The organism is Pseudomonas sp. A014 (assembly GCF_052378495.1).
Taxonomy (GTDB): domain Bacteria; phylum Pseudomonadota; class Gammaproteobacteria; order Pseudomonadales; family Pseudomonadaceae; genus Aquipseudomonas; species Aquipseudomonas machongensis.
On the sequence record NZ_CP199001.1, the window covers coordinates 2,805,802 to 2,831,819 of the forward strand.

Annotated in this window: 24 protein-coding genes; 10 read left to right on the forward strand and 14 right to left on the reverse strand. The window is 63.2% G+C overall.

All coding sequences use genetic code 11. From position 1 onward, the window contains the following. Window positions 1-9: 9 nt before the first annotated feature. Genes ACTYOL_RS12845 through ACTYOL_RS12855 form a run of 3 tightly spaced genes read right to left on the reverse strand, consistent with a single transcriptional unit; the run spans window position 10 to window position 3,035 of the window. On the reverse strand, window positions 10-687 hold the full coding sequence (locus tag ACTYOL_RS12845; protein ID WP_444758030.1) for a GntR family transcriptional regulator: 678 nt from the start codon (window positions 685-687) through the stop codon (window positions 10-12). Further along, on the reverse strand, window positions 684-2,189 hold the full coding sequence (locus ACTYOL_RS12850) for an amino acid ABC transporter permease/ATP-binding protein (protein WP_153773640.1): 1,506 nt from the start codon (window positions 2,187-2,189) through the stop codon (window positions 684-686). Before ACTYOL_RS12850 ends, ACTYOL_RS12845 begins: the two co-directional genes overlap by 4 nt. Window positions 2,190-2,204: 15 nt before the next feature. After that, window positions 2,205-3,035, reverse strand: coding sequence for an ABC transporter substrate-binding protein (locus ACTYOL_RS12855; protein WP_444758031.1), 831 nt, complete (start codon window positions 3,033-3,035; stop codon window positions 2,205-2,207). 360 nt (window positions 3,036-3,395) lie between these two features. Here ACTYOL_RS12855 and ACTYOL_RS12860 point away from each other — a divergent pair, with 360 nt between their 5' ends. The 4 genes from ACTYOL_RS12860 (at window position 3,396) to ACTYOL_RS12875 (ending at window position 7,758) form a co-directional block, all read left to right on the forward strand. Beyond that, a complete protein-coding gene (locus tag ACTYOL_RS12860) occupies window positions 3,396-5,453 on the forward strand; it encodes a carbon starvation CstA family protein (RefSeq protein ID WP_200602468.1) in 2,058 nt (685 codons plus the stop codon). 11 nt (window positions 5,454-5,464) lie between these two features. Beyond that, on the forward strand, window positions 5,465-5,668 hold the full coding sequence (locus tag ACTYOL_RS12865) for a YbdD/YjiX family protein (protein WP_065862909.1): 204 nt from the start codon (window positions 5,465-5,467) through the stop codon (window positions 5,666-5,668). Between the two features lie 105 nt (window positions 5,669-5,773). After that, window positions 5,774-7,129, forward strand: coding sequence for a cache domain-containing protein (locus ACTYOL_RS12870; RefSeq protein WP_197889708.1), 1,356 nt, complete (start codon window positions 5,774-5,776; stop codon window positions 7,127-7,129). After that, complete coding sequence (locus ACTYOL_RS12875) at window positions 7,126-7,758, forward strand: response regulator (protein ID WP_063544901.1); 633 nt, start codon at window positions 7,126-7,128, stop codon at window positions 7,756-7,758. Before ACTYOL_RS12870 ends, ACTYOL_RS12875 begins: the two co-directional genes overlap by 4 nt. Window positions 7,759-7,942: 184 nt before the next feature. Here the strand turns inward: ACTYOL_RS12875 and cprA are convergent, their stop codons facing one another. The 5 genes from cprA to efeU form a co-directional block, all read right to left on the reverse strand. Next, entirely contained in the window at window positions 7,943-9,091 is a 1,149-nt protein-coding gene (cprA, locus tag ACTYOL_RS12880) for a cationic peptide resistance protein CprA (protein ID WP_153773644.1), read from the reverse strand. Window positions 9,092-9,552: 461 nt separating this feature from the next. Further along, window positions 9,553-10,365: an iron uptake system protein EfeO gene (gene efeO / locus ACTYOL_RS12885; protein WP_054893471.1), complete on the reverse strand. Its 813-nt coding sequence runs from the start codon at window positions 10,363-10,365 to the stop codon at window positions 9,553-9,555. Window positions 10,366-10,395: 30 nt separating this feature from the next. After that, window positions 10,396-11,694, reverse strand: coding sequence for an iron uptake transporter deferrochelatase/peroxidase subunit (efeB, locus tag ACTYOL_RS12890; RefSeq protein ID WP_444758032.1), 1,299 nt, complete (start codon window positions 11,692-11,694; stop codon window positions 10,396-10,398). Window positions 11,695-11,711: 17 nt separating this feature from the next. Then, a complete protein-coding gene (efeO, locus tag ACTYOL_RS12895; RefSeq protein WP_444758033.1) occupies window positions 11,712-12,920 on the reverse strand; it encodes an iron uptake system protein EfeO in 1,209 nt (402 codons plus the stop codon). A 2-nt stretch (window positions 12,921-12,922) separates the two neighbouring features. Continuing rightward, window positions 12,923-13,765, reverse strand: a complete 843-nt coding sequence (gene efeU / locus ACTYOL_RS12900; protein ID WP_200602466.1) for an iron uptake transporter permease EfeU — start codon at window positions 13,763-13,765, stop codon at window positions 12,923-12,925. 243 nt (window positions 13,766-14,008) lie between these two features. Here efeU and ACTYOL_RS12905 point away from each other — a divergent pair, with 243 nt between their 5' ends. From ACTYOL_RS12905 to ACTYOL_RS12915, 3 genes are all read left to right on the forward strand, one after another. Further along, complete coding sequence (locus ACTYOL_RS12905; RefSeq protein WP_197889709.1) at window positions 14,009-14,608, forward strand: TetR/AcrR family transcriptional regulator; 600 nt, start codon at window positions 14,009-14,011, stop codon at window positions 14,606-14,608. Window positions 14,609-14,611: 3 nt separating this feature from the next. Further along, window positions 14,612-15,202 carry an HD domain-containing protein gene (locus tag ACTYOL_RS12910; protein ID WP_197889710.1) on the forward strand — a complete coding sequence of 197 codons (591 nt, stop codon included), beginning with the start codon at window positions 14,612-14,614 and terminating at the stop codon, window positions 15,200-15,202. A 106-nt stretch (window positions 15,203-15,308) separates the two neighbouring features. Then, window positions 15,309-15,812 (forward strand): hypothetical protein, encoded by a 504-nt coding sequence (locus ACTYOL_RS12915; protein WP_197889711.1) that lies wholly within the window; start codon window positions 15,309-15,311, stop codon window positions 15,810-15,812. A gap of 48 nt (window positions 15,813-15,860) precedes the next feature. Here ACTYOL_RS12915 and ACTYOL_RS12920 read toward each other — a convergent pair whose 3' ends face one another. After that, window positions 15,861-17,231, reverse strand: a complete 1,371-nt coding sequence (locus ACTYOL_RS12920) for a GntT/GntP/DsdX family permease (protein ID WP_153773650.1) — start codon at window positions 17,229-17,231, stop codon at window positions 15,861-15,863. A gap of 206 nt (window positions 17,232-17,437) precedes the next feature. Here ACTYOL_RS12920 and ACTYOL_RS12925 point away from each other — a divergent pair, with 206 nt between their 5' ends. Continuing rightward, window positions 17,438-17,944, forward strand: a complete 507-nt coding sequence (locus ACTYOL_RS12925; RefSeq protein ID WP_444758034.1) for a peroxiredoxin — start codon at window positions 17,438-17,440, stop codon at window positions 17,942-17,944. Between the two features lie 8 nt (window positions 17,945-17,952). Here ACTYOL_RS12925 and ACTYOL_RS12930 read toward each other — a convergent pair whose 3' ends face one another. Then, window positions 17,953-18,726, reverse strand: coding sequence for an AraC family transcriptional regulator (locus tag ACTYOL_RS12930; RefSeq protein WP_444758035.1), 774 nt, complete (start codon window positions 18,724-18,726; stop codon window positions 17,953-17,955). Between the two features lie 91 nt (window positions 18,727-18,817). On the opposite strand from ACTYOL_RS12930, the gene ACTYOL_RS12935 reads away from it, so the two are divergent. After that, window positions 18,818-19,750: a DMT family transporter gene (locus ACTYOL_RS12935; RefSeq protein WP_444758036.1), complete on the forward strand. Its 933-nt coding sequence runs from the start codon at window positions 18,818-18,820 to the stop codon at window positions 19,748-19,750. Between the two features lie 38 nt (window positions 19,751-19,788). Here ACTYOL_RS12935 and ACTYOL_RS12940 read toward each other — a convergent pair whose 3' ends face one another. Further along, window positions 19,789-20,688: an SDR family oxidoreductase gene (locus ACTYOL_RS12940; RefSeq protein WP_444758037.1), complete on the reverse strand. Its 900-nt coding sequence runs from the start codon at window positions 20,686-20,688 to the stop codon at window positions 19,789-19,791. Window positions 20,689-20,949: 261 nt separating this feature from the next. Between ACTYOL_RS12940 and ACTYOL_RS12945 the strand changes: the two genes are divergently transcribed. Next, the gene (locus ACTYOL_RS12945; RefSeq protein ID WP_444758038.1) at window positions 20,950-22,011 is read left to right on the forward strand and encodes an alginate lyase family protein; all 1,062 of its coding nucleotides are present in this window, start codon (window positions 20,950-20,952) and stop codon (window positions 22,009-22,011) included. Window positions 22,012-22,091: 80 nt separating this feature from the next. Here ACTYOL_RS12945 and ACTYOL_RS12950 read toward each other — a convergent pair whose 3' ends face one another. From ACTYOL_RS12950 to ACTYOL_RS12960, 3 genes are read right to left on the reverse strand one after another with little or no spacing between them, the layout of a single operon-like run. Then, complete coding sequence (locus ACTYOL_RS12950) at window positions 22,092-24,290, reverse strand: xanthine dehydrogenase family protein molybdopterin-binding subunit (RefSeq protein ID WP_444758039.1); 2,199 nt, start codon at window positions 24,288-24,290, stop codon at window positions 22,092-22,094. Next, window positions 24,287-25,288 (reverse strand): FAD binding domain-containing protein, encoded by a 1,002-nt coding sequence (locus ACTYOL_RS12955; RefSeq protein WP_200602461.1) that lies wholly within the window; start codon window positions 25,286-25,288, stop codon window positions 24,287-24,289. The genes ACTYOL_RS12950 and ACTYOL_RS12955 overlap by 4 nt, the downstream gene beginning before the upstream one ends. Continuing rightward, window positions 25,285-25,812, reverse strand: a complete 528-nt coding sequence (locus ACTYOL_RS12960) for a (2Fe-2S)-binding protein (RefSeq protein ID WP_444758040.1) — start codon at window positions 25,810-25,812, stop codon at window positions 25,285-25,287. Before ACTYOL_RS12960 ends, ACTYOL_RS12955 begins: the two co-directional genes overlap by 4 nt. Between the last annotated feature and the right edge of the window lie 206 nt (window positions 25,813-26,018).

Sequence of the window (26,018 nt, forward strand, 5' to 3'; positions counted from 1 at the left end):
TCTCCGGTTTCAGGAACGGGGTGGATGGCTGAACAGGTCGAGCAGGGCGTGCTCGGAGTCGTCCAGGTAACGGGTCATGGCTTCGGCGGCGTCGTGGCGCAAGCCGTCGGCGAGCAGGTCGTGGATCTCCCGGTCGCGTTCCAGCCACGGGCTCTGGAAGTTCTTTTCATCGGGCGCAACGGCGAACACCAGACGCATCTGCGCAGCGATATTGGTGAAGAAGGCATCCAGCAGCGGGCTGCGCAGCAAGCCGACGATGTGCTGGTGAAAGCGCAGGCTGTGGGTGCCGAAGGCCTGCCAGTCTTCGCGATCACGGGCAAGTTCGGCGGCCTCGATGGCGTCGAGCATGCGGTCGGACTGGTATTCGCGCAGCGGCTTGCTGCCATGGATCGCCTGCACCTCGAGTGTGCGGCGCACCAGGAAGATATCGCGCACCTCGGCGACACCCAGCCTGCGCACCATCACGCCCTTGTTGCGCACATAGGTGGTCAGGCCTTCATGGCCCAACTGGTGCAGGGCCTCGCGTACGGTGTTGCGCGAAGCGTTGTAGCGACCGGTGAGCTCGGCCTCGACCAGCGGCATGCCTGAGACCAGGCGGCCGCCGATGATGTCCTCGCGCAGTTCGAGGGCCACCTGGTCGGCCAGGGGCAGGCTTTCGCCGGCATTTTCCGGGGATTTGCTGCTCATGCCAGTTGCACGTCCTTGAGGAAGCGGCCCATGCGCTCGCTGCGGTTGTCGAGCAACTCGCGCGGCGCACCGGCCTGGATGATCTCCCCGCGTTCCATGAACACCACGCGGTCGGAGACCTGGAAGGCGAACTTCATTTCATGGGTGACGATGACCATGGTCATGCCCTCGCGCGCGAGGTCTTCGATTACCTTGAGCACATCACCGACCAGTTCCGGATCAAGCGCCGAGGTCGGCTCGTCGAACAGCATCACCTGCGGGCGCATCGCCAGTGCCCGGGCAATCGCCACCCTTTGCTGTTGCCCGCCGGAGAGTTGGTGCGGGTACTTGCCGGCGTGCTCGCGTAGGCCGACCTTGCTCAGCAGTGCCAAGCCCAAGGCGCGTAGTTCGGAGTCGCTGGCATGGCCATGGTGACGCGGGGCGAGCATCACGTTCTCCAGCACGGTCTTGTGCGGGAACAGGTTGAAGCCCTGGAAAACCATGCCCACCTGGACGATGCCCTCCATGTGCACGCGACTGCCAAGGCTGCCGCCGTCTTCGTCACGCCCGCGCAGGAAGGGGGCGCCACACAGTTCGACCTGGCCACGATCCAGGCCCTCCAGGCCGTTGAGGGTACGGATCAGCGTAGTCTTGCCCGACCCCGAAGGCCCGATGATCGACACCACTTCGCCGAAGCGGATGTCCAGGTCGATACCCTTGAGCACTTCCAGCTGGCCATAGTGCTTGCGTGCGCCGAGCACCCGCAGGGCGAAGTCGCCTTGCCTGGGTGCGGCCTGGCGTTGGCCCGACACCGGTTGCGCCGGGCCATCGGCGATGGACTTGGGCTGACGCCGGGTGACGTCAAGGTGCTGCTCCAGCCGACGCAACAGGTAACTGAACACCGTGACGATCAGCACATAGTAAAAGGCGACCGCGAGCATGGTCTCCATCACCAGGAAGTTCTGCGTGTACAGCTGCTGGCCGACCAGCAGGATCTCCGACAGCGAGATCACCGACACCAGCGAGGTCAGTTTGACGATGGTGATGTACTCGTTGGCCAGGGTCGGCAATGCCACTCGCAACGCCTGTGGAATCACGATCAGGCGCTGCACACCGGTGTAGCGGATACCCAACGCCTTGCCGGCCTCGAGTTGCCCCTTGGCCACAGCGAGCAGGCCACCGCGATGAATCTCGGCGATATAGGCCGATTCGCTCAGCACCAGGGCGATCAGGCCGGCGGCATAGGGGTTGGACAGCAGCACGCTGGTACCCGGGAATACCTGTGGCAGGTTGTAGACGAAGATCAGCAGCACCAGCAGCGGCAGGCTGCGGAAGAACCAGATGTACAGTGCCGCGCCACGGTTCAGGGCGCGGTTGCTCGACTGCCGCGCCAGCGCCAGGACAAAGCCGAAGACGATGCCCAGCAGCCAGGTCTCGACGCTCAACTCCACCACGGTGCCGACCGCCTTCCAGAAGTCGCCGTTGACCAGCAGGCCGGCGGCATAATCCCAATCGAATTGCATGCTCGAGGCTCCTGCTTACTGCACTGGCGCTTGAGGATTCTGGCCCAGGGCCTGGGCCACTTCGGCTGGGCTGGGCTCGCCAAGGTTGTAGCGGCTCAACAGCGTCTGGTATTCGCCACTGTGCTTCATGGCCTCGAAGCCCTGGCGCAGTTCACCAAGCAGCGCATCGTTGCCTTTGCGCACGGCGAGGCCGATGACTACGGGGTAGATCAGCTCATGCGAGCTGATCACCACCCGACCCTTGAGCTTGTCGGCGGTAATGGCCGCCACCGCGGCGTCTTCGAACTGCACGTCGACCGCCTTGGCCAGCAAGGCCTGGGCCGCCTCCGGGGAAGTGGGGAATTCACGCGAGTCGATCGGCGCCTGGCCGTTGGCCTCGCAGTGGCTTTTGGATAGCGCCATCAGCTTGGGAATCCACGACCCACCCTTGATCGAGCCAATGCGCTTGCCGCACAGGTCCTGGGGCGCTTGCGGGCGGAAACTGTCATCAGCACGCACCATCAGCGAGGCACCGCTTTTGAGGTAGGGCAGGAAATCGACCTGCGCTGCGCGCTCCGGGGTGACGTAAAGGGCCGAGGCGACCACATCGAAGCGTCGAGCGTTGACGCCCATCACCAGGTTGGCAAAGCGGGTGTCCTGAAACTGGGGAGCGAGCTTGAGGTGCTGGCCGAGCAGGGTCATGAACTCGGGATCGAAGCCGGCAGGCTTGCCCTGGTCGAGGTAGGTGTAGGGCGGGTAGGTGAGGTCCGAGCCGATGGACAGGCGATCGGACTGCAAGGTGCCGTCGGCGGCCTGTGCGGCGGCACTGAGGGTCAGGGCGAGGGTGAGGGCTGTTGCTCGGGACATGAGGGACGCTCCACTTATGATTGTTCAACAATCGTTGTGGAATCATTTATCAATACTCGTGCCAACACCTGCCAAGAATGCCGTTGGGGATTGGGGTACTGCCCGCGCCTATCTGCAGCGCCTGCTTCGCGGGCAAGCCCGCTCCCACAGGTGAGCGGCGGTTCGCCGCGGCGACTTGCCCGTGAAAAGCGCACCGCAGCCCTCACTGACACCCATCTACGTAGTTCTACGTAGCACTTACGCGTAGTACTGCGAATGTTCTTGTGGACCCAGTACGCCGAGAGTGTCGTCGTCCCTACCCGGGCACTCACAAAAACAAAAACCGTCGCCGGCACACCCGTCGCGACAGGAGAAATCCCGATGACCAAACTGGCTACCCGAATTGCCTGGTTCGCCATTGCCTTGCTGGGCGCATTCGCGCTGGGCACCGTGGCGTTGCGCAGGGGCGAAGCCATCAGCGCCCTGTGGATCGTCACCGCAGCAGTCGCCATCTACCTCGTTGCCTACCGCTACTACAGCCTGTTCATCGCCAACAAGGTGATGCAACTGGACTCCACCCGCGCCACCCCGGCCATGCTGCACAACGACGGGCTGGACTACGTACCGACCAACAAGCACATCCTCTTCGGCCATCACTTCGCCGCCATCGCTGGCGCCGGCCCGCTGGTCGGCCCGGTGCTCGCCGCGCAGATGGGCTACCTGCCCGGCACGCTCTGGCTGATTGCCGGTGTGGTACTGGCAGGGGCCGTGCAGGACTTCATGGTCCTGTTCATCTCCACCCGCCGCAATGGCCGCTCCCTGGGCGACCTGGTACGCGAGGAAATGGGCTCGATCCCCGGAACCATCGCGCTGTTCGGCACTTTCCTGATCATGATCATCATCCTTGCGGTGCTGTCGCTGATCGTGGTCAAGGCCCTGGCCGAGAGCCCCTGGGGCATGTTCACGGTGATGGCGACCATCCCGATCGCCATGTTCATGGGGGTGTACCTGCGCTACCTGCGCCCAGGGCGCATCGGCGAGATCTCGGTGATCGGCGTGCTGCTGATGCTTGCATCGATCTGGGGCGGCGGTCTGGTTGCCGCAGATCCGGTGTGGGGCCCTGCGTTCACCTTCACCGGTGTGCAGATCACCTGGATGCTGATCGGCTATGGTTTCGTCGCCGCCGTGCTGCCGATCTGGCTGATCCTGGCACCACGCGACTACCTCTCGACCTTCCTCAAGATCGGCACCATCGTCGCGCTGGCCATCGGCATCCTGGTGATCGCGCCTGAGCTGAAGATGCCGGCCATCACCCAGTTCGTCGACGGCACAGGCCCCGTGTGGAAGGGGGCGCTGTTCCCGTTCCTGTTCATCACCATCGCCTGCGGCGCGGTGTCTGGCTTCCATGCGCTGATCAGCTCCGGCACCACGCCCAAATTGCTGGCCAACGAAAGCCATGCGCGCTATATCGGCTACGGCGCGATGCTGATGGAATCGTTCGTGGCGATCATGGCCATGGTCGCCGCCTCGGTGATCGAGCCAGGTGTGTACTTCGCCATGAACAGCCCGGCCGCCGTGGTCGGTGGCGATGTGGTCACCGTAGCGCAGACGGTCAGCAACTGGGGTTTCACCATCACTCCGGAAATCCTCCAGCAGACCGCGACCGACATCGGCGAGCACTCGATCCTGGCCCGTGCCGGTGGTGCGCCGACGCTGGCGGTGGGGATCGCGCAGATCCTGCACCAGGCGCTGCCGGGTGAGAACACCATGGCCTTCTGGTACCACTTCGCGATCCTGTTCGAGGCGCTATTCATCCTGACCGCCGTGGATGCCGGTACGCGTGCCGGGCGCTTCATGCTGCAGGACCTGCTGGGCAACTTCGTGCCTGCCTTGAAAAAGACCGACTCCTGGACCGCCAACGTGGTGGCCACCGCTGGCTGCGTGGCGATGTGGGGCTGGTTGCTGTACCAGGGGGTGATCGATCCACTGGGCGGCATCAACACCCTGTGGCCGCTGTTCGGCATCTCCAACCAGATGCTGGCCGGCATCGCCCTGATGCTCGCCTCGGTGGTGCTGATCCGCATGAAGCGCCAGCAATATGTCTGGGTCACCTTGCTGCCGGCCGTATGGCTGTTGATCTGCACCACCACCGCGGGCCTGATCAAGCTGTTCGACCCCAACCCAGGCATGGGCTTCCTGGCGCTGGCGCGCAAGTACAGCGATGCCGCCGCAGCCGGGCAGGTGCTGGCACCGGCCAAGGACCTGGCGCAGATGCAGCATGTGATCTTCAACGCCTACACCAACGCCGTGCTGACCGGGTTGTTCCTGTTCGTGGTGCTGAGCATCCTGTGCTTTGCCGTGAAGGTCGGCCGGCGAGCCTGGGTCAAGCCTGAGCGCAGCGACAAGGAGTCGCCGTTCCAGCCGATCCCCGACGCCTGAGGAAAGCTGCGATGTTCAACAAACTGAGCAAGATGGGCAAATGCATGGGGCAGGCCGCGCGCATGCTGGTCGGCATGCCCGACTACGACACCTACCTCGAGCATATGCAGGCCCAGCACCCCGGCGAGCCGGTGATGAGCCGCAAGGCGTTCTTCCGCGAGCGCCAGGACGCCCGCTACAACGGTGCCAGCGGACGTCCGACGCGTTGCTGCTGAGTTGATTGCCGTGTAAAAGGGGCGCCACGCTTGTCGTGGCGCCCTTGTCATTTGTGGGGCCACTGGCGAAGCTTATGCCGCGCCGCCCCCGCAACCGGAGTGACCATGCAACTCAAGCACAAGATCGTCACGCTCAGTGTCTTGCCGCTGATCGTGTCGGTGCTGTTCATCTGCATCCTGGTGTTCGCCCAGAGCCGCAAGCTCGAGGAGGACCAGGCGCGCCTGGTCGAAAGCAGCATCATGGCGGCGAAGAAGGCCGAGCTGAAGAACTACCTGGGCCTGGCCATGAGCTTGATCGCGCCGTTGTACGACAGCGGCGCCGACGATGACGACACCCGCCAGCGTGCCTTGCAGATCCTGTCGCGGGCCAGTTTCGGCCTGGACGGCTACTTCTTCGTCTACGATCGCCACGGCAAGAGCCTGATGCACCCGCGCCAGGCCGAACTGGTGGGCAAGGACCTCATCGGCATGACCGACAACAAGGGCCTGCTGGTGATCCAGGCGCTGCTCAAGAGCGCCGAACGCGGTGACGGCTACCAGCTTTATGACTGGCAGAAGCCCTCCACCGGGCAGTCCACCGGCAAACTGGCCTATGTGGTGATGCTCGAACGCTGGGGCTGGATGCTCGGCACCGGTATCTACATCGACGATGTCGAGGTGGCCACGCTCAAGTCGCGTCAGGAGGTGGCCTCCGGCGTGCTGACCACGGTGCTGGCGATCGCGTCCTTCTCGTTGCTGGCGGTACTGGTCATCTTTGCCGGCGGGTTGATGCTCAATGTCAGCGAGCACCGCCTGGCCGACCGCAAGCTGTCGGCGCTCAACCAGCGTATCGTCGATCTGCAGGAGGAGGAGCGTTCGCGGGTGGCGCGCGAACTGCACGACGGCATCAGCCAGGAACTGGTGTCGATCAAGTTCCAGTTCGAGCTCGCCGCGATGGAGCTGGACAACGGCCGCGCCGGCGGCCTGGACAACCTGCGCAACGGCACCACTCGCCTGGCTTCGGCGATCGGTGAAGTGCGGCGGATCTCCCACGACCTGCGTCCCTCGCTGCTCGACACCCTGGGCCTTTCGCCGGCCATCGACCAGCATGTGCGCGACTTCGAGCAGCGCACTGGCATTCGTACCCAGTACGAGTGCGGGCTGACGGACATCGAGGTGGATGCCGAGCTTTCGCTGACGCTGTTCCGTATCATCCAGGAGGCGCTGGCCAATGTTGACCGCCACGCCAAGGCCAGTGTCGCGATCATTTCCATCTCTGCCCACGACGGGTTGCTGGTACTGCGCGTGGAGGACAATGGCATGGGCTTCGACCCGAGTGCGGCGTACGAAAGCCACGGCATTGGCCTGCGCAACCTGCGCGAGCGGGTCGAACATCACCGGGGCAGTTTCAGCATTGCGTCGTCTGCCGGGCGCACCGAGCTGCAGGTCCAGATACCCATGAACAATCCGAGGCTTGCATGAGCGAGACCACACCGATCCGCATTGCCCTGGTCGACGACCATGTGCTGGTACGTGACGGCGTCAAGGCACTGCTGGGCGCAATTGCCCATTTCCAGGTGGTCGGCCAGGCCGAATCCGGCGCCCAGGCGCTTGAGCTGGTAGCGTCGCTGGAGCTGGACATCCTGCTGGTGGATGTTGGCCTGCAGGACATGAACGGCCTGGAGCTGACCCGCCGCCTGTGTGGTTTGTACCCCGGCATCCGGGTGCTGATGCTGAGCATGTACGACAACCAGGAGTATGTGCGCACCTCGATCACGGCGGGGGCGAGGGGCTACGTGCTGAAGAACGCACCCTCCACCGAGCTGATAGCCGCGATCGAGGCAATTGCTGCCGGCGGCAGTTTCTACAGCCCGGAAATCGCCCGCAAGCTGGTCAGCAGCGGGCGCGACGAGAACGACCTGACCCCGCGTGAGCTGCAGGTGCTGGCGATGATCGCCAGGGGTAGCAACAACAAGGAGATGGCCCGGGAGCTGGGCATCAGCGTGCGCACGGTGGAGACCTTCAGGCTGAGCATCCGGCGCAAGCTGAATATCGATACTCCGGCGGCACTGGTGAAGTACGCGCTGGAGCACGGGTTGGTGACGCTCTGAGGCAGCGCTGCCCCAGGACTATGGCTCTGCGGCAAAGCCGATGCCATCCACCGCAGTGTGCTTTTCGCGGGCAAGCCCGCTCCTACAGAACTGCACCGCTCAGGTTTTGCGGGCAGCGACTGGCTTTCCCGCTCGATCGTGGGAGCGGGCTTGCCCGCGAAGGGCTCACCCGCGAAGCGCCGGCTTACTTGAAGTCCCACTGCATCTGGGTCGCGATGCTCACGCCGCTGGAAGAGCGTACGCACACATCCAGGTAGTCAGTGAAGCGCGGCGGCACGGCAATGCCCTCATCGAGCAGGCGGCGGTTGTCGAACAGGTAGTTCAGGTCGGCAAAACCGCTGTACAGGCGCAGGGCCCGCAGCACCAGGCGCGGGTTGGCCGGGCCGATGCGCGACTCGAAGCTGGCGGCCAGCTCCTTGAGGTTGTCGACATCGATCTTGCGGTAGCGCTCGCCCACCGGCGCGGCACCATTGGCCAGGGCGAACGCCTTGTCGATCTCGGCGAAGGTACACGCCGAATCATGCCCGGCGGAGATGTGGTAGAGGTCGTGGCTCAGGCGCGGCTTGAGGGTCAGGCCGATCAGCGCCTCGGCGCAGTAGTCCACCGGAATCACGTCGATCTGTTCGTCGAGGCCACAGGTGAAGCTTTCCAGGGCGAAGCCCATGCGGAACACCCAGAAGATGCTGCCAGAGGCCTGGCAACCCAGGCTGCGGTGACCGACCACGATCGAGGGGCGTGCCACCACCAGCGGCAGGGCCGGCAGTTCCTCGCGCATGCGTCGTTCGATCTCGGCCTTGGAAGCGGTGTAGTCCACCAGTTGCTGTTCGGCGTCCGGGAACTCCCAGGACTCGCTGATCGGCGATTCACGCTCAGGGCCGCAGCACATGGCTGTGCCCACATGGAGGAAACGCTTGAGGCGTTTGGAGCGGCTCATCACCTCGGCGAAGGCGAAGGTGCCCTCGACGTTGACTGGCCAGATGGTCGGGTTCTTCGAGAACGACGCCACGGCAGCGCAGTTGATGACCCGATCGACGTCCAGCAGGCGCGGCGTTTCGCGCGCCAGCCAGGAGGTGTCGAGGAAGTCGCCGCAAATGATCTGCTCTGCGTTCAGCGCCAGGCATTCGGCATGGCTGACGCCATGCTGTTGCAGGTTGCCGCGCAGGCGCTCCAGCCCTTGCCCGGCGTTTTCGGCGCGGACCAGGAACACCAGTTGCGGGCCTTGGCCGTTGGCGATCAGCTGGGCGACGACCGACCCGCCGAGGAAGCCCGTGGCGCCGGTAATCAGGATGCGTTCGGGGGTAGCGGTAAAGGTGATCGGTGCGTGCGTGTTCATACATTTCCTCAAGACGGGTAAGTCATCCGCAGTTCAATGTTAAGTGGCGACATCGAAACGTTGAAATGAACTTAAAGTCATCAGTAGGTTCGCGACATTCGTTGGGACTGACTTGTTCGCCTTGAGAACTTGCCCGGATAGACAATCTCTGTTTAGCGCAGCGCCTATCCGTTCAAAGCTGAAAGTGGCGCAGCCATGCAGCGCGGCGCCGGCCGCCACTCGTTGCGGCGCAGGTCCGGTAGCGGGCATGGCGAGCGGCGCGCCATTCTCCACGCTTTATGCCTGGGGGACGATGAATAGAAGGGGAGATTGGCCGGGTTTTCGATGAAACAAAGTTTAGAAAAGGGGTTGGCCGTGGGGAGTTTTAAATATATTTCATTCGCGCGGTAGTTAGGGTGGAGGTGAGGGTGTTGTTCTGTTCGCGGGCGTGCCTGCGAAAAGAACAACACTGTTATTGAAGATCAGTTCAAACCCAACTTCCCGCGCAAGGTCGACAAGTCTTCGGCCAGGGTATTGACCGGCCCGACCATGGCCTTGCGATCACGCTCGGCCACCTTGTCGTAGGACTGGAACCCGCCGTCCTGGGTCTTGTACTTGGCCAGCAGCTTGTTGACGGTGGCGAAGTTCTTGTCGACCTTGGCGACGAACGCCTTGTCCTGGGATTCCAGGTGGGTGCGGAACAGCTCGAAGATCTTCTGTGCCCCGTCGATGTTGCCCTGGAAGTCGTACAGGTCGGTGTGACTGTAGCGATCCTCCTCACCCGAAACCTTGGTCGCGGCCACTTCTTCGAGCAACGCTGCCGCACCGCCGACGACTTTTTCTGGCGGGAAGGTCAGGGTGGCAATACGGCCCTGCAGGTCTTTCACGTCAGCGATCAGCTTGTCGGCAATCGGGCCTTGGCCGTCGGTGGTGTTCTTGTCGAACAGCGCGTACTCCAGGCGATGGAAGCCGGTGAAGTCATCGGCCTCGACACCTTTTTCGTGATCGTCCACCCGCGAGTCGATGGCCGCGTCCAGGTCGCTGAACAGCTCGGCGATCGGCTCGACGGCTTCATAGTTGACCCGGGTCGTGGCATACAGCGCCTTGGCCTTGGCCAGGTCTCCCTTCTTCACTGCATTGGTGAACTGCTCGGTGTCGCTCACCAACTGGTCGACCTTCTCGGTGACATAGATCTTGTAGTCCGACACCGGCTGCACCAGGGTCAGCGGGTCAACCGCAGCATTGGCGAACAGCGGGGCAAGCGTGAGCAACAGGGCGAGGCGGGTCTTGTTCATGGCGATGTCCTGATCCGTTTCTGTGTCGTGTCATGCGGTTTTTATGGGGGTGGCAGCGTCGAGCAGCGAACGACCAATGAAGTCGTGATCGTTCTTTACGCCGGGGAGGGCGAAGAAGTACCCGCCCCCGACCGGCTTGATGTATTCCTCCAGCGGCTCGCCGTTGAGGCGGTTCTGGACGGTGATGAAGCCCTTTTCCAAGTCGGCCTGGTAGCAGATGAACAGCAGCCCCATATCCAGTTGCCCGTTCTTGTTCACGCCGCTGGAGTAGTTGAACGGCCGGCGCAGGATCAGGTTGGGCTGGCTAGCCGCGGTGCGCGGATTGGCCAGGCGAATATGGGCGTCGAGGCGGGTCAGCTTGCCTTCCGGGTCCTTGGTGTAATCAGGTACGTCGGTTTCGCGCTGGCCGTCCATGGGCGCGCCGCTGGCTTTCTTGCGGCCGAAGATCGACTCCTGCTCCTGCAATGGCGTGCGGTCCCAACGCTCGACCAGATTGCGGATGATCCGCACCACCTGGTAGGTGCCATCGACCGCCCAGGCAGGTTCGTCGCCATGCTGTACCCAGACCAGCTGGTTCATCAGTGCCGCGTCGCTGGAGTCGGGGTTGGCCGAGCCGTCACGAAAACCGAGGAAGTTGCGGGCACTCTGCTCGGGCTCCGCCGACTTGCGCGGTGCCTGCGGCGGCACCGAGCCTTCCTGTTTCCAGCGTACGTAGAGCAGGTCAGGCAGGTTCTTGATGATGTCGCGCAGGGCGTGGATGTTGGTGTCCGGCGCGTTGGAGCAGAACTGCAACCCCAGGTCGCCATGGCAGCGCTCGGCCTCCAGCGCGTCGTTGGGGAAGCCGAGCATGCGGCTCAGGCGCTTGGGCTTGGCGCCGGTGAGGCCGAATCGCTCGTCGAACAGCGATTCGCCGACCGACACCGTGATGGTCAGGTTGTCCGGCGTGACGACCGGGCCAAGGATGCCCGAGTCCGCTGGCGGAAGCTTCGGGTCGACCTGGGGGACCGGGCCGCCGGCCATCAGGAAGCGAATGCGCTGGTCCAGCGTGCGGAACAGGCGCTCGAGGTCCTGCTTGTCCTGCGCCAGAACATCGAAGGAGACGAACATCCCGGCGGTAGGACGCGGCGTCACCACCCCCGGTTGATGTTCGCCGATCCAGGCGTTGCGCTCTTGCGTGCGGTCGCTGTGCGGGGCTTCGGTGACCTTGGCCGGTGAGGGAGCAGCCAGCGCGTTGCCGGTGGCCATGGCGACGCCTGCGACACCAAGGCCCGCCAGCAGGCGGCGGCGCTCTTGGGATTGCGGGGCGTTACGGGTATCGCGGTCTGTCATCTGAGGCTCGCTTGTCTTTACTGGTCGGCCAGGCCCAGGGCCTGATCGATGGCCGCGATCGCGCTGGCCAGTGCGTCGGCATCGGCTGCGATCTGCTGTTTTTGCGCCTGCGGTACCTGGTCGTAGGGCAGATAGCCCTCGGCGGCGCGCAGGGCTTGCAGGTGCTGCTCGAAGAGAGCCATGGCGCTATCGATTGTCGCCAACGGCTCAGAGCCGTTCCTGGCCAGCAAGGGGCGCAACAGATCGATCACTTTGCGCACACCTTCGAGGTTGGCGGCAAAACCCGGCAGGTCGAGGTGGCTGTAGCGTTCCTCTTCGCCACTGCTGCGGATCTGCGCAAGGTTGTGCAGGCTGCGCACCACCGCCTCGGTGAATTGCTGCGGCGCGATGGACTGGGCAAGCAGTTGCGTCTTGAGTTCGCCCAGGTCGAGCAGCAGCGTCTCTGCCACCGGCGCCAACCCTGCGGTGGTGCGCTGTTGGAACAGGCCGTACTCGATGCGATGCAAGCCCGTGAACGCCAGGTCCTGCTCACGCTGTTCGAAGTAATCGGCGCGAGCATTGATCCGATTGTCCAGCTCAGCCAGACGCTGGCTGGCCGGGGCGATGCGCTGGTAGATCATCCGCGCTGCGCCATAGGCAGCTTGCGCCTGCTGCAGGTCGCCGGCCTGGATCGCGTCCTTGAGCGCTTGGCCTGCCCGCACCAGGGCGCTGCCCTGGCTGGCCAGGTAGACGCGGTATTCGGACAGCGGCCCGATAAAGGCAGTCAGTGCGGGGCGCGCCTTGGCGGCCGCTTCGGAGGCGGCGGTCGGGGTGACGGTCAAGCTGCCACGGGGGTTGCTGAGCAAGCCGCAGGTGATCGCGTAGCGTCCCGGCTGCAGTGTGGCGTTGATCACCTGTGACAAGCCCGGCGCGATGTTCTCGCGCTCCTCGATCACCAGCACGCCATCGAGAATCTCCCACTCGACGGCGCGTTGCGACTGGTTGACGATGCGGAAACTGTTCGGCCCAGCCGGGACGCTCAGGTCGTTCGGCTCGCAGGCGTGATCGCGGATGGTGATCAGCGTTTCATGTCCGGCGTTGGCCGCACGCCTGGCCTGGGCCTGGTGCGAGGCATAGAAGAACACCAGGCCCGCACCGACCATCAACAGGGCACTGCCGGCAACCGCCAGGCGCAGTACACGGGGGGAGGGGGGCTTGCCGGCGGCGCCGGTCTCGTGACTGGTCATGCTTACCCTTGTTTCTGTGCAGCGTGAGAAGAGGAGGGCTTGGCCGGTGCCGGCCAGAAGAACAGCACCAGCGCACCGACCAGATAGAGCAGGTAGGCCCCGAGGGTGCTCACGGTCGGGGTGTCCTGGTAACCGAACATCCCCGCCAGCACCGATCCGGTCGGGCCATCCTTCGGCAGGCTGTGGCTGATATCGAAGACCACCCCCTGCAGCGCATTCCAGACCCCGGCCTCGTGCAGCGCCTGCACCGAGTTGGCGAGGATGCCCGCCGCCACCACGAGGATGAACAGGCCTGTCCAGCGGAAGAACTGCGCCAGATTCAGGCGCAGGCTGCCGGAGTACAGCGCCAACCCGACCAGGATCGCCACCACCAGCCCAAGCAGGGCGCCCAGCGGTGCTGCCGGACCCTCGCTCTGCTGGAACACCGCCAACAGGAAGAACACCGTCTCCAGGCCCTCGCGAGCGACGGCGAAGAACACCATGGCGATCAGCGCCCAGGCCTGATGCTTCGAACCCGCGAGCGCGGCATCGAGCGAGACGTGCAACTCGTGCTTGATCGAACGTGCCACTTTGCGCATCCACAACACCATGGAGCTGAGGATCACCACCGCGACCAGCCCGACCAGCGCTTCGAAGAGTTCCTGCTGTTTCTGCGGGAACTCGCTGCTCATCAGCTCAAGGCCGGCGCCGACGAAGAGGGAAAGGGCTGCGGCGAGAAACACGCCGATCCACACGGCCGGCATCCACTGGCCACGGCCGGTCTGGCGCAGGTAGCTGGCGATGATGCCGACAATCAGCGCGGCTTCGATGCCCTCGCGGAGCATGATGAGGAAGGGGACTAGCATGATTCTCCCGGGATGGCTGAAGGCATCGACCCCATGGCGAGGTCGCCGGGAAATCTACTTCAATGAGAATCATTAGCGCATGTGAATAATATTTTAACTTCTGCCATTTCCACCCTCGCCAGTCCCGGAAAAATGGGCTTTGCGACGGTGGAGTACAAATGTGCTCTGCTGCGATTACCGGGCTGATTGAAAGAACGCTCACGGCGGTTGACCATGTCCCTACCAGGAGGTAGGGTGCCGTTCATGAGCACTCAATCCACGACCTACTCCGACATTCTCCAGTGCGCCCGCACCCTGATCATCACGGGCGGGTACAACAGCTTCAGCTACGCCGACATCGCCGAGAGCGTCGGTATACGCAAAGCCAGCATCCATCACCATTTCCCCACCAAGGCGGACCTGGTGCGCGTTCTGGTCGCGCAATACCGCGAAGAAGCCAAGGCCGGCATGGCTGCCCTGGAGCGTTACTTTCCCGCCCCCGTCGACCAGCTCAAGGCCTATATAGGCTATTGGCTGGAATGCGTCGGCGAGGCCAGCAAGGGCTATTGCGTGTGTGCCTTGCTCGCCACTCAGATACCGGTATTGCCTGCCGAAGTCGCCACTGAGGTGAGGGCGCATTTCCGCAGCCTCTCGGCCTGGATTACCACAGTGCTCGAGCGCGGCGCGCAGGCGGGCAGTCTGACCCTGTCCGATACCCCTCAGGCTGAGGCTGAGCGTTTCATAGCTGCCGTGCATGGCGCGATGTTGTCTGCCCGCGCCTATGGCGAGCCTGGCGTATTCGGGCTCATCACGCAGCCGCTGATCGACAGGCTTGTCACACCGATTCCGGCACCCGGAGCCTGAGCCATGCTGCCAAGCCCTCTGGAACAGCAACTGGAATTCCTGCGCCAGATCGACCAGTTGAAAAGCGTGCGTCGCCAATCACCGTTGCTGGACCAGAGCCGCAAGGAAAACTCCGCCGAACACTCGTGGCACTTGGCCATGTATGCGTTGATCCTCAATGAGCATGCCAGCGGGGCAGTGGACAGCAACCGCGTCATCCGCATGCTGCTGTTGCACGACATCGTGGAGATCGACGTCGGCGACTTCCCAATTCATGGAGGCTCGTCCAGCCAGTTGCAGGCCGAGCAGGAAGCCGAGGCAGCTCAGCGGCTGTTTGGCCTGCTGCCGCAACCACAGGCCACACAGATGCTGGAACTGTGGCAGGAGTTCGAGCAGGCCGAGACTGCTGATGCGCGTTTCGCCAAGGCGCTCGACCGTTTTCAGCCACTGCTGATCAACATCTTCACCGGCGGTGGCACCTGGTCCGAAAGCGGTGTATCGCGCCAGCAGGTCATCGAGCGCTACGGGCCGGTCATCCAGCGCGGCGCACCCGAGCTCTGGGCGCTCTGCGAGCGCTGGATCGCGCGGCATTTCGCGGGTGATGGGCAGCCCTGAGGTTTTCACGGTGAAAAGCCGCTGTGCGGGCGCAGCGGTTTTTTTTGCAGCTATATGCCTACCTACTAGTCGGTAGCAGGCCATTCATAAAGACGGAGTCACAGCCATGCCACACCCTGTATCCACCCTCGGCGCCATCCATACCGCCGTCAGCGTGGCGACCTTCGTCGCCGGGCTCTACAGCTATGCGCGCCATCATCAGATCGAGCCCCGGGAGCCAGTTGCACGCGGTTACCTGTTCGGGATACTGGTGTCGGTACTGACCGCGTTCGGCCTTTCCAGTACCGGCGGATTCAACGTCGGGCATGCGCTCGGCATCCTCGCGCTGCTGGCGGTCGGAGCGGCGCTGGTCATCCCCAAGCTCAGGCTGCTGGGGCGTGCGCGGCCTTACCTGGCGCAGTTGGCGTTCGCATTCAGCTTCTTCCTGTTGCTGGTACCGGGGATCAACGAAACCCTGACGCGACTGCCAAGCGGCCAGCCATTGGCGGACGGCCCCGAGTCGCCGCTGGTGCGCGCCGCGTTGGCCGGATGGTTGGGGATTTTCGTGGTAGGCGCAGCGGTACAGGCCTGCTGGATCAGGTTGCAGCGCCGCAGGGCACCAGCGCTCTGATCGCCGAGGCGACAGCGCAGCCACTGTAGCTGCGCTGTCACTAGCCGCTTACTGAAACCATTGCCACAGCAGCAGGGTGCCGACCAGCCCAACCACCGAGACGATGGTCTGCAGCACCGACCACACCCAGATCGTCTGCTTGAGTTGCAACCCGAAGTACTCGCGGACCATCCAGAACCCGGCATCGTTGACATGGCAGAAGAACACCGAGCCGGCACCGATGGCCAGTGCCACCAGCGAACTCTGGGTGGTCGCCAGGCCCGCCATCAATGGCGCGAGAATACCGGCAGTGGTGGTGGTCGCAACGGTGGCCGAGCCTGTCGCCTGGCGCAGCGCCACCGCGATCAGCCAGGCCAACAGCACGTACGACAGGTGCGCGCCACTGGCCACCTTGCTGATCGTGTCGCTGATGCCGGCTTCGAGCAGGGTCTGTTTCAGGCCACCACCGGCTCCGATGGTCAACAACAGCACGGCGATCGGCGCCAGGCTCTTGCGCAGTACGCTGCCGACCTGGTCACGGGCCATACCGATCGACCAGCCCAGGCAGATCACCGCAGCGATCACCGCCAGCCCCAGGGCAATCAGCGGCTCACCGAGAAACTTGAGGGTCAGCGCCAGGGTGCTTTGCGGCGCCATGGCGACCTTGGCCAGCGTACTGCCCAGCATCAGCAGCACTGGCAGCAGGATGATCAGCAGCGATACGGCGAAGCTTGGCTTGCGCCGGGTCTCGACCTTGGCGGTGAACAGCGCACCCAGTTCCGCGGGTTCCTGCACATCCAGGCGTTTCGACAGCCAGATACCATAAAGCGGGCCGGCGAGGATCACTGCCGGCACGGCGATGCACAGGCCCAGCAACATGGTCATCCCCAGGTCTGCATGCAGGGCGCTGACTGCGATCAACGGCCCAGGGTGGGGAGGCATCAACGCGTGCAGGGTGGTCATCCCGGCGAGCGCCGGGATCGCCACCTTGAGCAGCGGCTGCCCAGACTGACGGGCGATGACGAAGATCACCGGCACCATCAGCACCAGGCCGACTTCGAAGAACAGCGGCAAGCCAATGACCATCGCCACCAGCGCCATCACCCAGGGCAGCGCCTTGCCGCGGGCATGGCGCAACAAGGTAGAGGCAATACGATCAGCAGCCCCGGATTCGGCCATCAGCGCGCCGAGCATCGCGCCCAGGGCAATGATGATCCCGGCCTCGCCCAGCAGACTGCCAGCGCCTTTGCCGAAAGCCTTGGCCACCTCCTCTGGCGGCAGGGTAGCGCCCAGGCCGGCCACGAAGGTACCGATCAGGATCGAAAGGAAGGGTGGCAACTTGGTGACGCTGATCAACACGATGATGGTGGTAATGGCCGCCAGGCAACAGAGCACCAGGCGGGTGTCGTGGGCAAGCCACGCGGCATGTGAAATATCCAACGGAAACCCCTTCTTGTAATGTCTTGTTACGTCTCTTGAAGGAATATACCGGATGGATTCATATAGACGACTAGCTGATCCCGTTTTTCAGGGTTGCAAGACATGAAAGTTTTTTCAGAAACCACGTAACCCTGCATCGTCCTCGCAAACCTGCTAAAACTGGCCGCCGCGCGCCACGCGCAGCCCACCCACCCTAGGAGAGGGTCATGATCAAGACCGGCGATTCACTGCCTGATATCACGCTGTACGCCTACAGCAACGGGGAGGGCGCCTGCGCGATCGGCCCGAACGCGTTTTCCATCCGCGAGCGCTGCCAGCAGCGCAAACTGGTGATTTTCGCCTTGCCCGGCGCCTTCACACCTACCTGTTCCGAACGTCACGTCCCCGGCTATGTCGCTGCGGCCGACGCGTTTTCCGCGGCGGGTATCGACGAAATCCTCTGCGTTTCCGTCAACGATGCCTTCGTCATGAATGCCTGGGGTAGCAGCCTGCAAGTGGGTGATGCGGTGAAGATGATCGGCGACGGCAATGGTGAGTTCGCCAAGGCCCTGGGCTTGAGCCAGGATCTGTCGGCTCGCGGCATGGGCCATCGTTCCCAGCGTTACGCGATGCTGGTCGAAGATGGCGTGGTCAGGCACCTCGCGGTCGAGGCGCCCGGCAAGTTCGAGGTCAGCGATGCGCGGAGCATCTTGGCGTTTATCCAGCAACGTTGAGGTTTCCCTCAGTCGTAAAAGCTCGAGGGCGGCACCCCGAAATGCCGCCTGAACATCGCGGTGAATGCACTCGGGCTTGCATAGCCACACTCGAAGGCGATATCGATGATCTTCCGGCCATTGGCGATCTGGCGCAGTGCAAACAGCAACCTGGCCTGGTCACGCCACTGCACGAACGACATGCCGGTTTCCCGCGTGAACAACCGATGAACCGTCTTGCTGGTCACCTCGACCCGCTCAGCCCACTCAGCGACCGTGAAGGTGTTGTCCGGGTTGCTGAGCAGATGCTCACAGATGAACCTGATCCGTTCATCCCTTGGCAAAGGCAAGTGCAAAGGCAGCGCTTCGGACAGGCGCAGTTCCTCGGCCAACAGCTTCATCAACAGGTCCGCCCTGGAGTGCTCGGCGTAATCACCGGGCATATCGACCGCGGCAATCACCAGCTCGCGCAGCAACCCGGACACCCCGAGGACGCAAGTGCTGGCGGGCAGCCCGTCGATTGCACCCGTGTCGATGAACATCGTCCGCATCCGCACATCGCCGGTCATTTTCACTTCATGCTCGAGCCCGGCCACCAACCATAGCGCCCGGTCAGGGGGCACTACCCAACAGCCATCGCGCGAGCTGACCACCATCACCCCTTCGATGGCGTAGAGCAGTTGCGTCCTGGGATGGCTGTGCCAACCGGTCGAGGCGCCGTCCGGCCAGTCAGCCTCCATCGCCGCCATGGGCGCACGTGTGTCGTGGTAGAGGAGGTATTTGGTCGAGATATCCTGATGCATGTCCCAATCCCTACAGTTCAGGCCACTATAGAGCAGGAAGGACGCCTGAAGAACGCTTAGCCTCGCAACTCGACATTCCGAGGGTCTACCCATGCGAAGCAGAGCTGCCTATCTCTTTCCTTTTCTCGCCATCCTGATCTGGTCAGGCAACGTCATCGTTTCCCGGCTGTCCGCCCACAGCATCGGCCCAGGCGCGATCACCTTCTACCGACTGTTGCTGGCGGTACTCATCATGAGCCTTTTCGTTGCGGTTCCGGCGTGGAAGAACCGCGCGTTGATCTGGCCGCACCTCGGCAAGCTGGCGATCCTGGGCTTCCTGGCGCTGTGCTTCTTCCAAGTGATGTCCTACACCGCTGCCGCCTCTACCACCGCGACCAACCTTGCCGTGTTCACCGCGCTCACACCGCTGCTGACGCTCATGCTCGGTGCGATCGTGCTCAAGCACTCGCCCACACCGGCCACGGTGGGTTGTGGTGTCGTGTCATTCCTCGGGCTCATCTACCTGGTGAGCAAGGGCGAACCTGCGAGCCTGTTCAGCGGGGGCGCCCATGTCGGTGACCTGCTGATCTTCATCGCCGCACTGGGTTATGCGCTGTACGGCGTGCTGCTCAAGCGCTGGGAGCTTGGGCTGAGCAGTTGGCAATCGACCTACATGCAGTCGATCTGCGCATTGGTGATCATGCTGCCGGCCTACATGGTCACCCCGGCAGCGCAGCGTCAACTGAATGTCGATACCGTACCGCTGATTCTGTATGCCGGAGGACTGGCATCGGTGGCGTTGCCGTTCTTCTGGGTACGTGGCGTGCAGTTATTGGGGCCGGGGCGCTGCGCCGCATTCATGAACCTGCTGCCGGTGTTGACGGCCGTCATCGCAGTGATCGTGCTGGGGGAAGCGGTGCGCGGATACCACCTGGTGGGGGGAGGGGTGGCGCTGCTGGGGGTTGCAGCAGCAGAGTACTTTGCTCGAACGCCCTCCAATGCGCCATCGGGTGAGCCAGAAAAAACAGGCCAGCGGACAGCCTGAAAGCAAGGACGCACGCCTGTGCGTCCCCTTTTCCATGGTCAGCCATTGATGGTCGGCGACAACAAGTCCTGCAGATCGATGGCACGGTACATCTCACGACGTATCCGGTCGGCGACGGCATTGACCACCTCTGCACCGTCCTGCGAAGGATCGATGTGCACACGGAACGGGCGCTTGCCCAAAGGCAGGCCAACCACCCGCACGATCTCGCGCGCCACTTCGGCAGGGTCGGCGTCGTCAGGCTCCAGATGCTTCAACCCGTCTAGCGCCTTGCCCGGCACATCGGCATAGGGGCCGTTCTCATATTCCGCGGCAATGGCGGTGTCGGCCGGCTTGCCCGAATGGGCGAAGTGATTGGTCCCTTTGGTGAACGCGCCTGGCACCATTATGGTGGTCTCGATGCCCCAACGCGTCAGCTCGGTCGAATAGGCCACGGCCAATGCATCCATCGCAGCTTTCGCCGCGAAGTAGGGCGCCAGGAACGGTGGTGTGCCGCCGCGCGTGGATGAGGACCCGACCCAGACCAGCAACCCCTTGCCCTGCTTGCGCAGGTGCGGCAGGGCAGCGCGGTTCACACGTTGCGTGCCCAGCACGTTGACGTCGTATTGCTGCATCAGTTGTTCCGGGGTGAACGCCTCCGCCGGGCCGAACACCATATGGCCGGCATTGTGCACGAGCACATCGAGGCGCCCGGCGTCCTTCATGATGTGTGCGATGGCCGCCACGGAGGACGCATCCGATTGCACGTCCAGCTCGACGGTGCGCAGGTCCGAAGCGTTATCCCTAGACCATTGGGCGAGTTCCAGCACTCGCGGTGCATTACGGCCCTGGGTTTCGCGCATCGAGGCGTAAACGGTATGACCGGCGTGGGCCAGGGCCTTGGCGGTCATCAGGCCGAAGCCAGATGACGCGCCGGTAACGAGGATGATCTGGGGCATGTCATGTCACTCCTGGGAGACAAGAAAGGGACGAGTTATCCGGATCTCATCGCGCTGTCGTGGGTATGCACCGCGCTACCGAGTGGGATATGACCCCTACAGTACGGGATGCATGGGCATGAATAATCACCGAGAATTCGTTATTAGAATTCCATCTACGTAAACAGTTATCGTCAGAAGAAGGTGGGCAAACCCCGCGCGCGTGGGGGCTGAAAGTTTAATGTGCAGCAGCATTGACGCCGCTGCCGAAGCAGCAGAGCCTTGTTCACCGATACGACTCGACATTCCCTTATCAATCTGGGTGTGCGCAGCATGATCAATCGCTTGGCTTTGATGTATCTGCTGTCTTCAGGCCTGCTGTCGGGGGCATCCTCGATGGCGTTGGCGCAGGAGTTCGCATGCAGCGCACCGCCACCCGCCGAGACTTCAATCGGCGGCATCGGCTACTACACCGATGCCGCGCATTCCAAGGTCGATCCACGCCTCAAGGCCGAAAGCGACGCAGAGCTCAAACCCTTTCATGACTTCTCCGACCGGTTGACGGTCATGACCGACGACTACCTGGGCAAGAACGATCAAGGGGCAGGGCGCTGCGCATTGGCCTGGCTGAATGCTTGGGCGAGCGCAGGCGCGATGCTTGGGGACATGGTACATACGAACAATGACCAGCCCGACTACACCCGGCAATGGACTCACGGCACCGCTGCGCTGGCTTACTTGAAGACAGAGGCGCTTGCGACGGTCGAGCAACGCAGGGTGATAACCAATTGGCTGCGAAGGTTAACGGCGCTCAATCTGGCCTATTGGGAAAACCCGAAGCACAAGCGCAACAATCATTACTACTGGACCGGCATCGGTGTAATGGCGACGGCCGTGGCAACCCATGACCCTGACCTGATGCAAAAAGCGAAGGGGATCTATCGCACCGGCATCAATGCCATTCAACCGGACGGCAGCCTGCCCATGGAAATGGCCCGCAAGCGCTTGGCATTGCATTATCACGACTATGCCATCGCGCCGTTGGTGCTCATGGCCGAGTTGGCACGGATGCAGGGCGAGGACTGGTACGCCTACAACGACCGGGCCATTGAGCGGCTTGCCGACCGAGTGGCTGAGGGTTATGCGAACCCAAGCGGGTTCGAGCGAGAGACTGGGGTCAAGCAAGCGCAAGCAAAACCCAGAGGGTCCAGTGGTTGGGTGGAGTTCTACCGTTTGCGCACGCGCCATCCCGAATTGTTCGACATGATGCATGCTGCCGGACCATTTCGTGAGCCGCGACTGGGTGGGGACCTTACGTTGATGGCCAGTCGCGGATTACGCTGAATTCAAGATCGAAGCGGTCAAGCAGGAGACCGAGCGCGCTGCCGACAGCGCAAGGCGGGTGGGGACTTGGCCCCACCCGATCAGAGCACTTTATCGAGCGTGATGGGAAACTCCCTCACACGCTTGCCCGTGGCATGGTAGACCGCGTTGGCCACCGCAGCGGCCACCCCGACCACTCCAATTTCGCCCACGCCCTTGGACCCGAGCTCATTGACAATCTCGTCGTGCTCTTCAACGAAGATCACGTCGATATCCTCGATGTCTGCGTTCACCGGGATGTGGTACTCCGCCAGGTTGTGATTGACGATGCGGCCCAACCGATGGTCGGTCAGCGCTGCTTCATGCAGAGCCATTCCCACCCCCCACACCACGCCTCCCAGGATCTGACTACGCGCGGTTTTCGGGTTGACCACGCGCCCAGCGGCCACAGCGCTGACCACACGTACCACCTTGATCGTGCCAAGGTCTTCGTCGACGTGGACTTCCACGAATACCGCCGAATGCGTGGCGGTGGAGAACGGTTGGCGCCGGGCGCCGGGCTCGGCGTCGATCTGCACTTCGAACTCACCGTCGGGGGCGCTCGCCACGATGTCCGCCAAGGCCCAACGCTGGCTACCAGCGTGCAAGTAGCCATTGGCAAAAACGATCTGCTCCCAGGGGGTGCTGGCCACTTGGGGGTACAGGTTGCGCGCATGCTCCAGCACCTTGGTGCGCAGGACCTGGCAGGCCTGGCGCACGGCCGAGCCCACTGACGACACCGTGAACGATCCGCCTTGAAGCGGTGCGGTGGGCAGTGAAGAGTCACCCAGCACGAAGGTGACATCCTCCACCCTGGTGCCGGCAGCGTCGGCTGCGATCTGTGTCATGACGGTATAGGTGCCGGTGCCGATATCGGTGGTGGCACTGCTGACGGTGAGGTGGCCCTTGGCATTGATGCGCGCCTTGGCGCTGGCCTTCATCTGCATGGCTTCCCAGACGCCACCGGCCATCCCCCAGCCGATCAATTGGTTGCCATTGCGCATGCTGCGCGGTTGGGGGGTGCGCTCGTGCCAGCCAAAACGCTCGGCGCCTTGCTGGTAGCAGGCCAGCAACTCCTTGCTGGAGTAGGGCTTGCCCTCGTTGCCATTGTTGGCGGCGAAATTGCGTCGGCGCAGCTCTACCGGGTCGATCTTCGCTGCACAAGCGAGCTCATCCATGGCGCATTCCAGCGCAATCATCCCGGACCCGGCCCCAGGTGCCCGCATGTCCAGCGGGGTGTACACGTCGAGCGAGGCCAAGCGATAGCTGAGTGCGACGTTGTCGCACTGGTAAAGCATGCCGCTCCATTCCACCAGGTGCTCGGTGAAGTCCTCGAATCGGGAGGTCTGGCCAAGCGCATCGTGAGCGATTGCCAGCAAGCGCCCGTTTGCGTCTGCCCCCAGGCGCAAGCGTTGCTCGGTGCGGGGCCGGTAGCCAAAGGTGAACATCTGCTGGCGGGTCAGGGTCACGCGCACCGAGCGCTTCAGGTGCAACGCCGCCATCACGGCCAGCGGCAACTGGTACTGCGGGCGCAGGCCCGAGCCGAAGGCTCCGCCGACGAATGCCGCGCGCACACGAATATTGGCCTTGGGCAGGCCGAACACCTTGTGCAGGTAGTCCTGGCAGTTCTGCGTGCCTTGGGTCTTGTCGTGGATTTCCAGCGTGCCGTCGGCCTTGTAGTGCACGGTCGACGCATGGGGCTCCATCGGGTTGTGGTGCTCGTTGGCCGTCAGGTAGGTCGCATCCACCTGCACCGGCGCACCGGCAAACTGCCCGGCGAAATCGCCACGTGGCGCCGGCGTTTGGGCGGGTGCCGGATGCGACTGCTGGCATGCGCCCAGGTCTGTCTGGTGAGCCTCTTCGGCATAGTCGATCTTGAGCAGCGAGCCTGCATACCGGGCCAGTTCGAGGGTTTGAGCAACCACCAGCGCTACCGGTTGCCCGCTGTAGAGCACTCGATCATTGAACAAGGGCCGAAACGGCGAGCCCTCGGCAGAGTCGGCATCGCTATAGTCGTCGTCATAACTCGATATATGCGGACGATGGCCATGGTCGAGCACGGCGATTACCCCGGGTACGCGCAAGGCCTGCGTGCTGTCGATGTCGAGTACCCGACCGCGGGCGATGGTACTGGACACGACGCTGCCGTGTAGCAGGCCCGCCTCGGGGTATTCGCCCGCATAGCGGGCCTGCCCGGTGACCTTCGCCACACCGTCCACCCGGTCCATTGGCGTGCCGACTACTGGTGTGCTTTTGATCATGGTCGTGCTCCCCCGTTAGCGGCGCCGCGCGCCGCGTCATCCAAGGCACGCACGATTGCTCGCTGAGCGAGCGTTACTTTGAAACCGTTGTGGCTCAGGGGTTGTGCACCTTGCAGCAACGTTTGCGCGGCGCGGGTGAAGAGGGCTTCAGAAGGCACCTGGCCGACCAACATGCGCTCGACAGCCAGGTCCCGCCAGGGCTTGTGGGCAACGCCGCCCAACGCCAGGCGGGCCTGTTGGATCACTTCGCCATCGAAGCTCAAGGCTGCAGCGACTGATACCAGCGCGAACGCGTAGGAGGCGCGGTCGCGTATTTTCAGGTAACAGTAATGGTGTTCGAACATTGGGGGCGGCAGTTCGATGCCTGTCACCAGTTCATCGATTGCCAGTTGATTGTCGCGCTCGGGGGTGTCCTCGGGCAGGCGATGGAAATCCGCGAAGGGTATCTGCCGTTCACCGGACGGCCCCTGTACGTGCACCACGGCTTCGAGCGCTGCCAATGCCACGCACATGTCCGAGGGATGGGTCGCGACACAGGCATCGCTGGCGCCGAGAATGGCATGGATGCGGTTCATGCCCGTACGCGCAGGGCATCCGCTGCCCGGTTCGCGCTTGTTGCAGGGGGTGCCGGTGTCGTAGAAGTAGTAGCAGCGGGTACGTTGCAGCAAGTTGCCACCGGTACTGGCCATATTCCTCAACTGCGGCGATGCCCCAGCCAGGATCGCGTCGGACAACAGTGGATAATGCTGCTCGATCATCGGGTGCCAGGCCAGGTCGGCATTGCTCACCCGTGCACCGATCAGCACGCCGCCGCCGGGAGTAGGGTGGATATCGTTCAGCCCGAGTCCGGAGATGTCGATCAGGCGCTTGGGGCGGACCACGTTTTCCTTCATCAGGTCGACGAGGTTGGTACCACCCGCGATGAAGTGCGAGCAGGCGTCAGCCAGGTTTACCGCTTCGCTGACCGAGTTTGGCTTGTGGTAGCTGAAGGGTGTCATGGATTCTGCCCTCGTTGTGGCTGGTTCCCATCCCTCATCAACGGCAGGGCTTCTTCCACCGCCGCGACGATGTTGCTATAGGCACCACAGCGGCAAAGATTGCCGCTCATCTGCTCGCGAATGGCCTCCCGATTGTCGGCTCGGCCCTCGTGAGCCAACCCGACTGCCGAGCAGATCTGCCCCGGAGTGCAGTAACCGCACTGGAACGCATCGTGGGTAATGAAGGCGCGCTGCATGGGGTGCAGGACGTCGCCGCTGGCCAGCCCTTCGATGGTCACCAAGTCGGCCCCGTCGCACATGATGGCCAAGGTCAGGCAGGCATTGACGCGCTTGCCATCGCGCAGCACCGTGCAGGCGCCGCACTGGCCATGGTCGCAACCTTTCTTGGTACCGACCAGGTCCAATTGCTCACGCAGCAGGTCGAGCAAGGTGACCCAAGGATGCACCTGCAGTGTTCGGGACTGACCATTGAGGGTCAGACAGATGGGGTGCGTTTCAGCCCCATTGGAAGAGATCGCGCTCATGGTGAGGTCCTCACGGTCAGGGTACGCGCAGTGTGCTGCGTCTCTGTCGTGCGACAGGCCCGGCTGACTAAACGTTCAGCCGGGTCGCCGAGGTGGCGGTCACTTCTTGCCAGGCAGCACCGGCTGGTGGGCCATGCGGGCGTCGTAGAGGCTGGTGAGCAGGTGCTATGCGTCTGGGCCGGAGGTGCTCATGCAAACACCGAGCT

Bases quoted from the DNA above. Each gene is read 5' to 3' on its own strand.
- ACTYOL_RS12845 (WP_444758030.1), bottom strand. From the start codon at position 687: ATGAGCAGCAAATCCCCGGAAAATGCCGGCGAAAGCCTGCCCCTGGCC.
- ACTYOL_RS12850 (WP_153773640.1), bottom strand. From the start codon at position 2,189: ATGCAATTCGATTGGGATTATGCCGCCGGCCTGCTGGTCAACGGCGAC.
- ACTYOL_RS12855 (WP_444758031.1), bottom strand. From the start codon at position 3,035: ATGTCCCGAGCAACAGCCCTCACCCTCGCCCTGACCCTCAGTGCCGCC.
- ACTYOL_RS12860 (WP_200602468.1), top strand. From the start codon at position 3,396: ATGACCAAACTGGCTACCCGAATTGCCTGGTTCGCCATTGCCTTGCTG.
- ACTYOL_RS12865 (WP_065862909.1), top strand. From the start codon at position 5,465: ATGTTCAACAAACTGAGCAAGATGGGCAAATGCATGGGGCAGGCCGCG.
- ACTYOL_RS12870 (WP_197889708.1), top strand. From the start codon at position 5,774: ATGCAACTCAAGCACAAGATCGTCACGCTCAGTGTCTTGCCGCTGATC.
- ACTYOL_RS12875 (WP_063544901.1), top strand. From the start codon at position 7,126: ATGAGCGAGACCACACCGATCCGCATTGCCCTGGTCGACGACCATGTG.
- cprA (WP_153773644.1), bottom strand. From the start codon at position 9,091: ATGAACACGCACGCACCGATCACCTTTACCGCTACCCCCGAACGCATC.
- efeO (WP_054893471.1), bottom strand. From the start codon at position 10,365: ATGAACAAGACCCGCCTCGCCCTGTTGCTCACGCTTGCCCCGCTGTTC.
- efeB (WP_444758032.1), bottom strand. From the start codon at position 11,694: ATGACAGACCGCGATACCCGTAACGCCCCGCAATCCCAAGAGCGCCGC.
- efeO (WP_444758033.1), bottom strand. From the start codon at position 12,920: ATGACCAGTCACGAGACCGGCGCCGCCGGCAAGCCCCCCTCCCCCCGT.
- efeU (WP_200602466.1), bottom strand. From the start codon at position 13,765: ATGCTAGTCCCCTTCCTCATCATGCTCCGCGAGGGCATCGAAGCCGCG.
- ACTYOL_RS12905 (WP_197889709.1), top strand. From the start codon at position 14,009: ATGAGCACTCAATCCACGACCTACTCCGACATTCTCCAGTGCGCCCGC.
- ACTYOL_RS12910 (WP_197889710.1), top strand. From the start codon at position 14,612: ATGCTGCCAAGCCCTCTGGAACAGCAACTGGAATTCCTGCGCCAGATC.
- ACTYOL_RS12915 (WP_197889711.1), top strand. From the start codon at position 15,309: ATGCCACACCCTGTATCCACCCTCGGCGCCATCCATACCGCCGTCAGC.
- ACTYOL_RS12925 (WP_444758034.1), top strand. From the start codon at position 17,438: ATGATCAAGACCGGCGATTCACTGCCTGATATCACGCTGTACGCCTAC.
- ACTYOL_RS12930 (WP_444758035.1), bottom strand. From the start codon at position 18,726: ATGCATCAGGATATCTCGACCAAATACCTCCTCTACCACGACACACGT.
- ACTYOL_RS12935 (WP_444758036.1), top strand. From the start codon at position 18,818: ATGCGAAGCAGAGCTGCCTATCTCTTTCCTTTTCTCGCCATCCTGATC.
- ACTYOL_RS12940 (WP_444758037.1), bottom strand. From the start codon at position 20,688: ATGCCCCAGATCATCCTCGTTACCGGCGCGTCATCTGGCTTCGGCCTG.
- ACTYOL_RS12950 (WP_444758039.1), bottom strand. From the start codon at position 24,290: ATGATCAAAAGCACACCAGTAGTCGGCACGCCAATGGACCGGGTGGAC.
- ACTYOL_RS12955 (WP_200602461.1), bottom strand. From the start codon at position 25,288: ATGACACCCTTCAGCTACCACAAGCCAAACTCGGTCAGCGAAGCGGTA.
- ACTYOL_RS12960 (WP_444758040.1), bottom strand. From the start codon at position 25,812: ATGAGCGCGATCTCTTCCAATGGGGCTGAAACGCACCCCATCTGTCTG.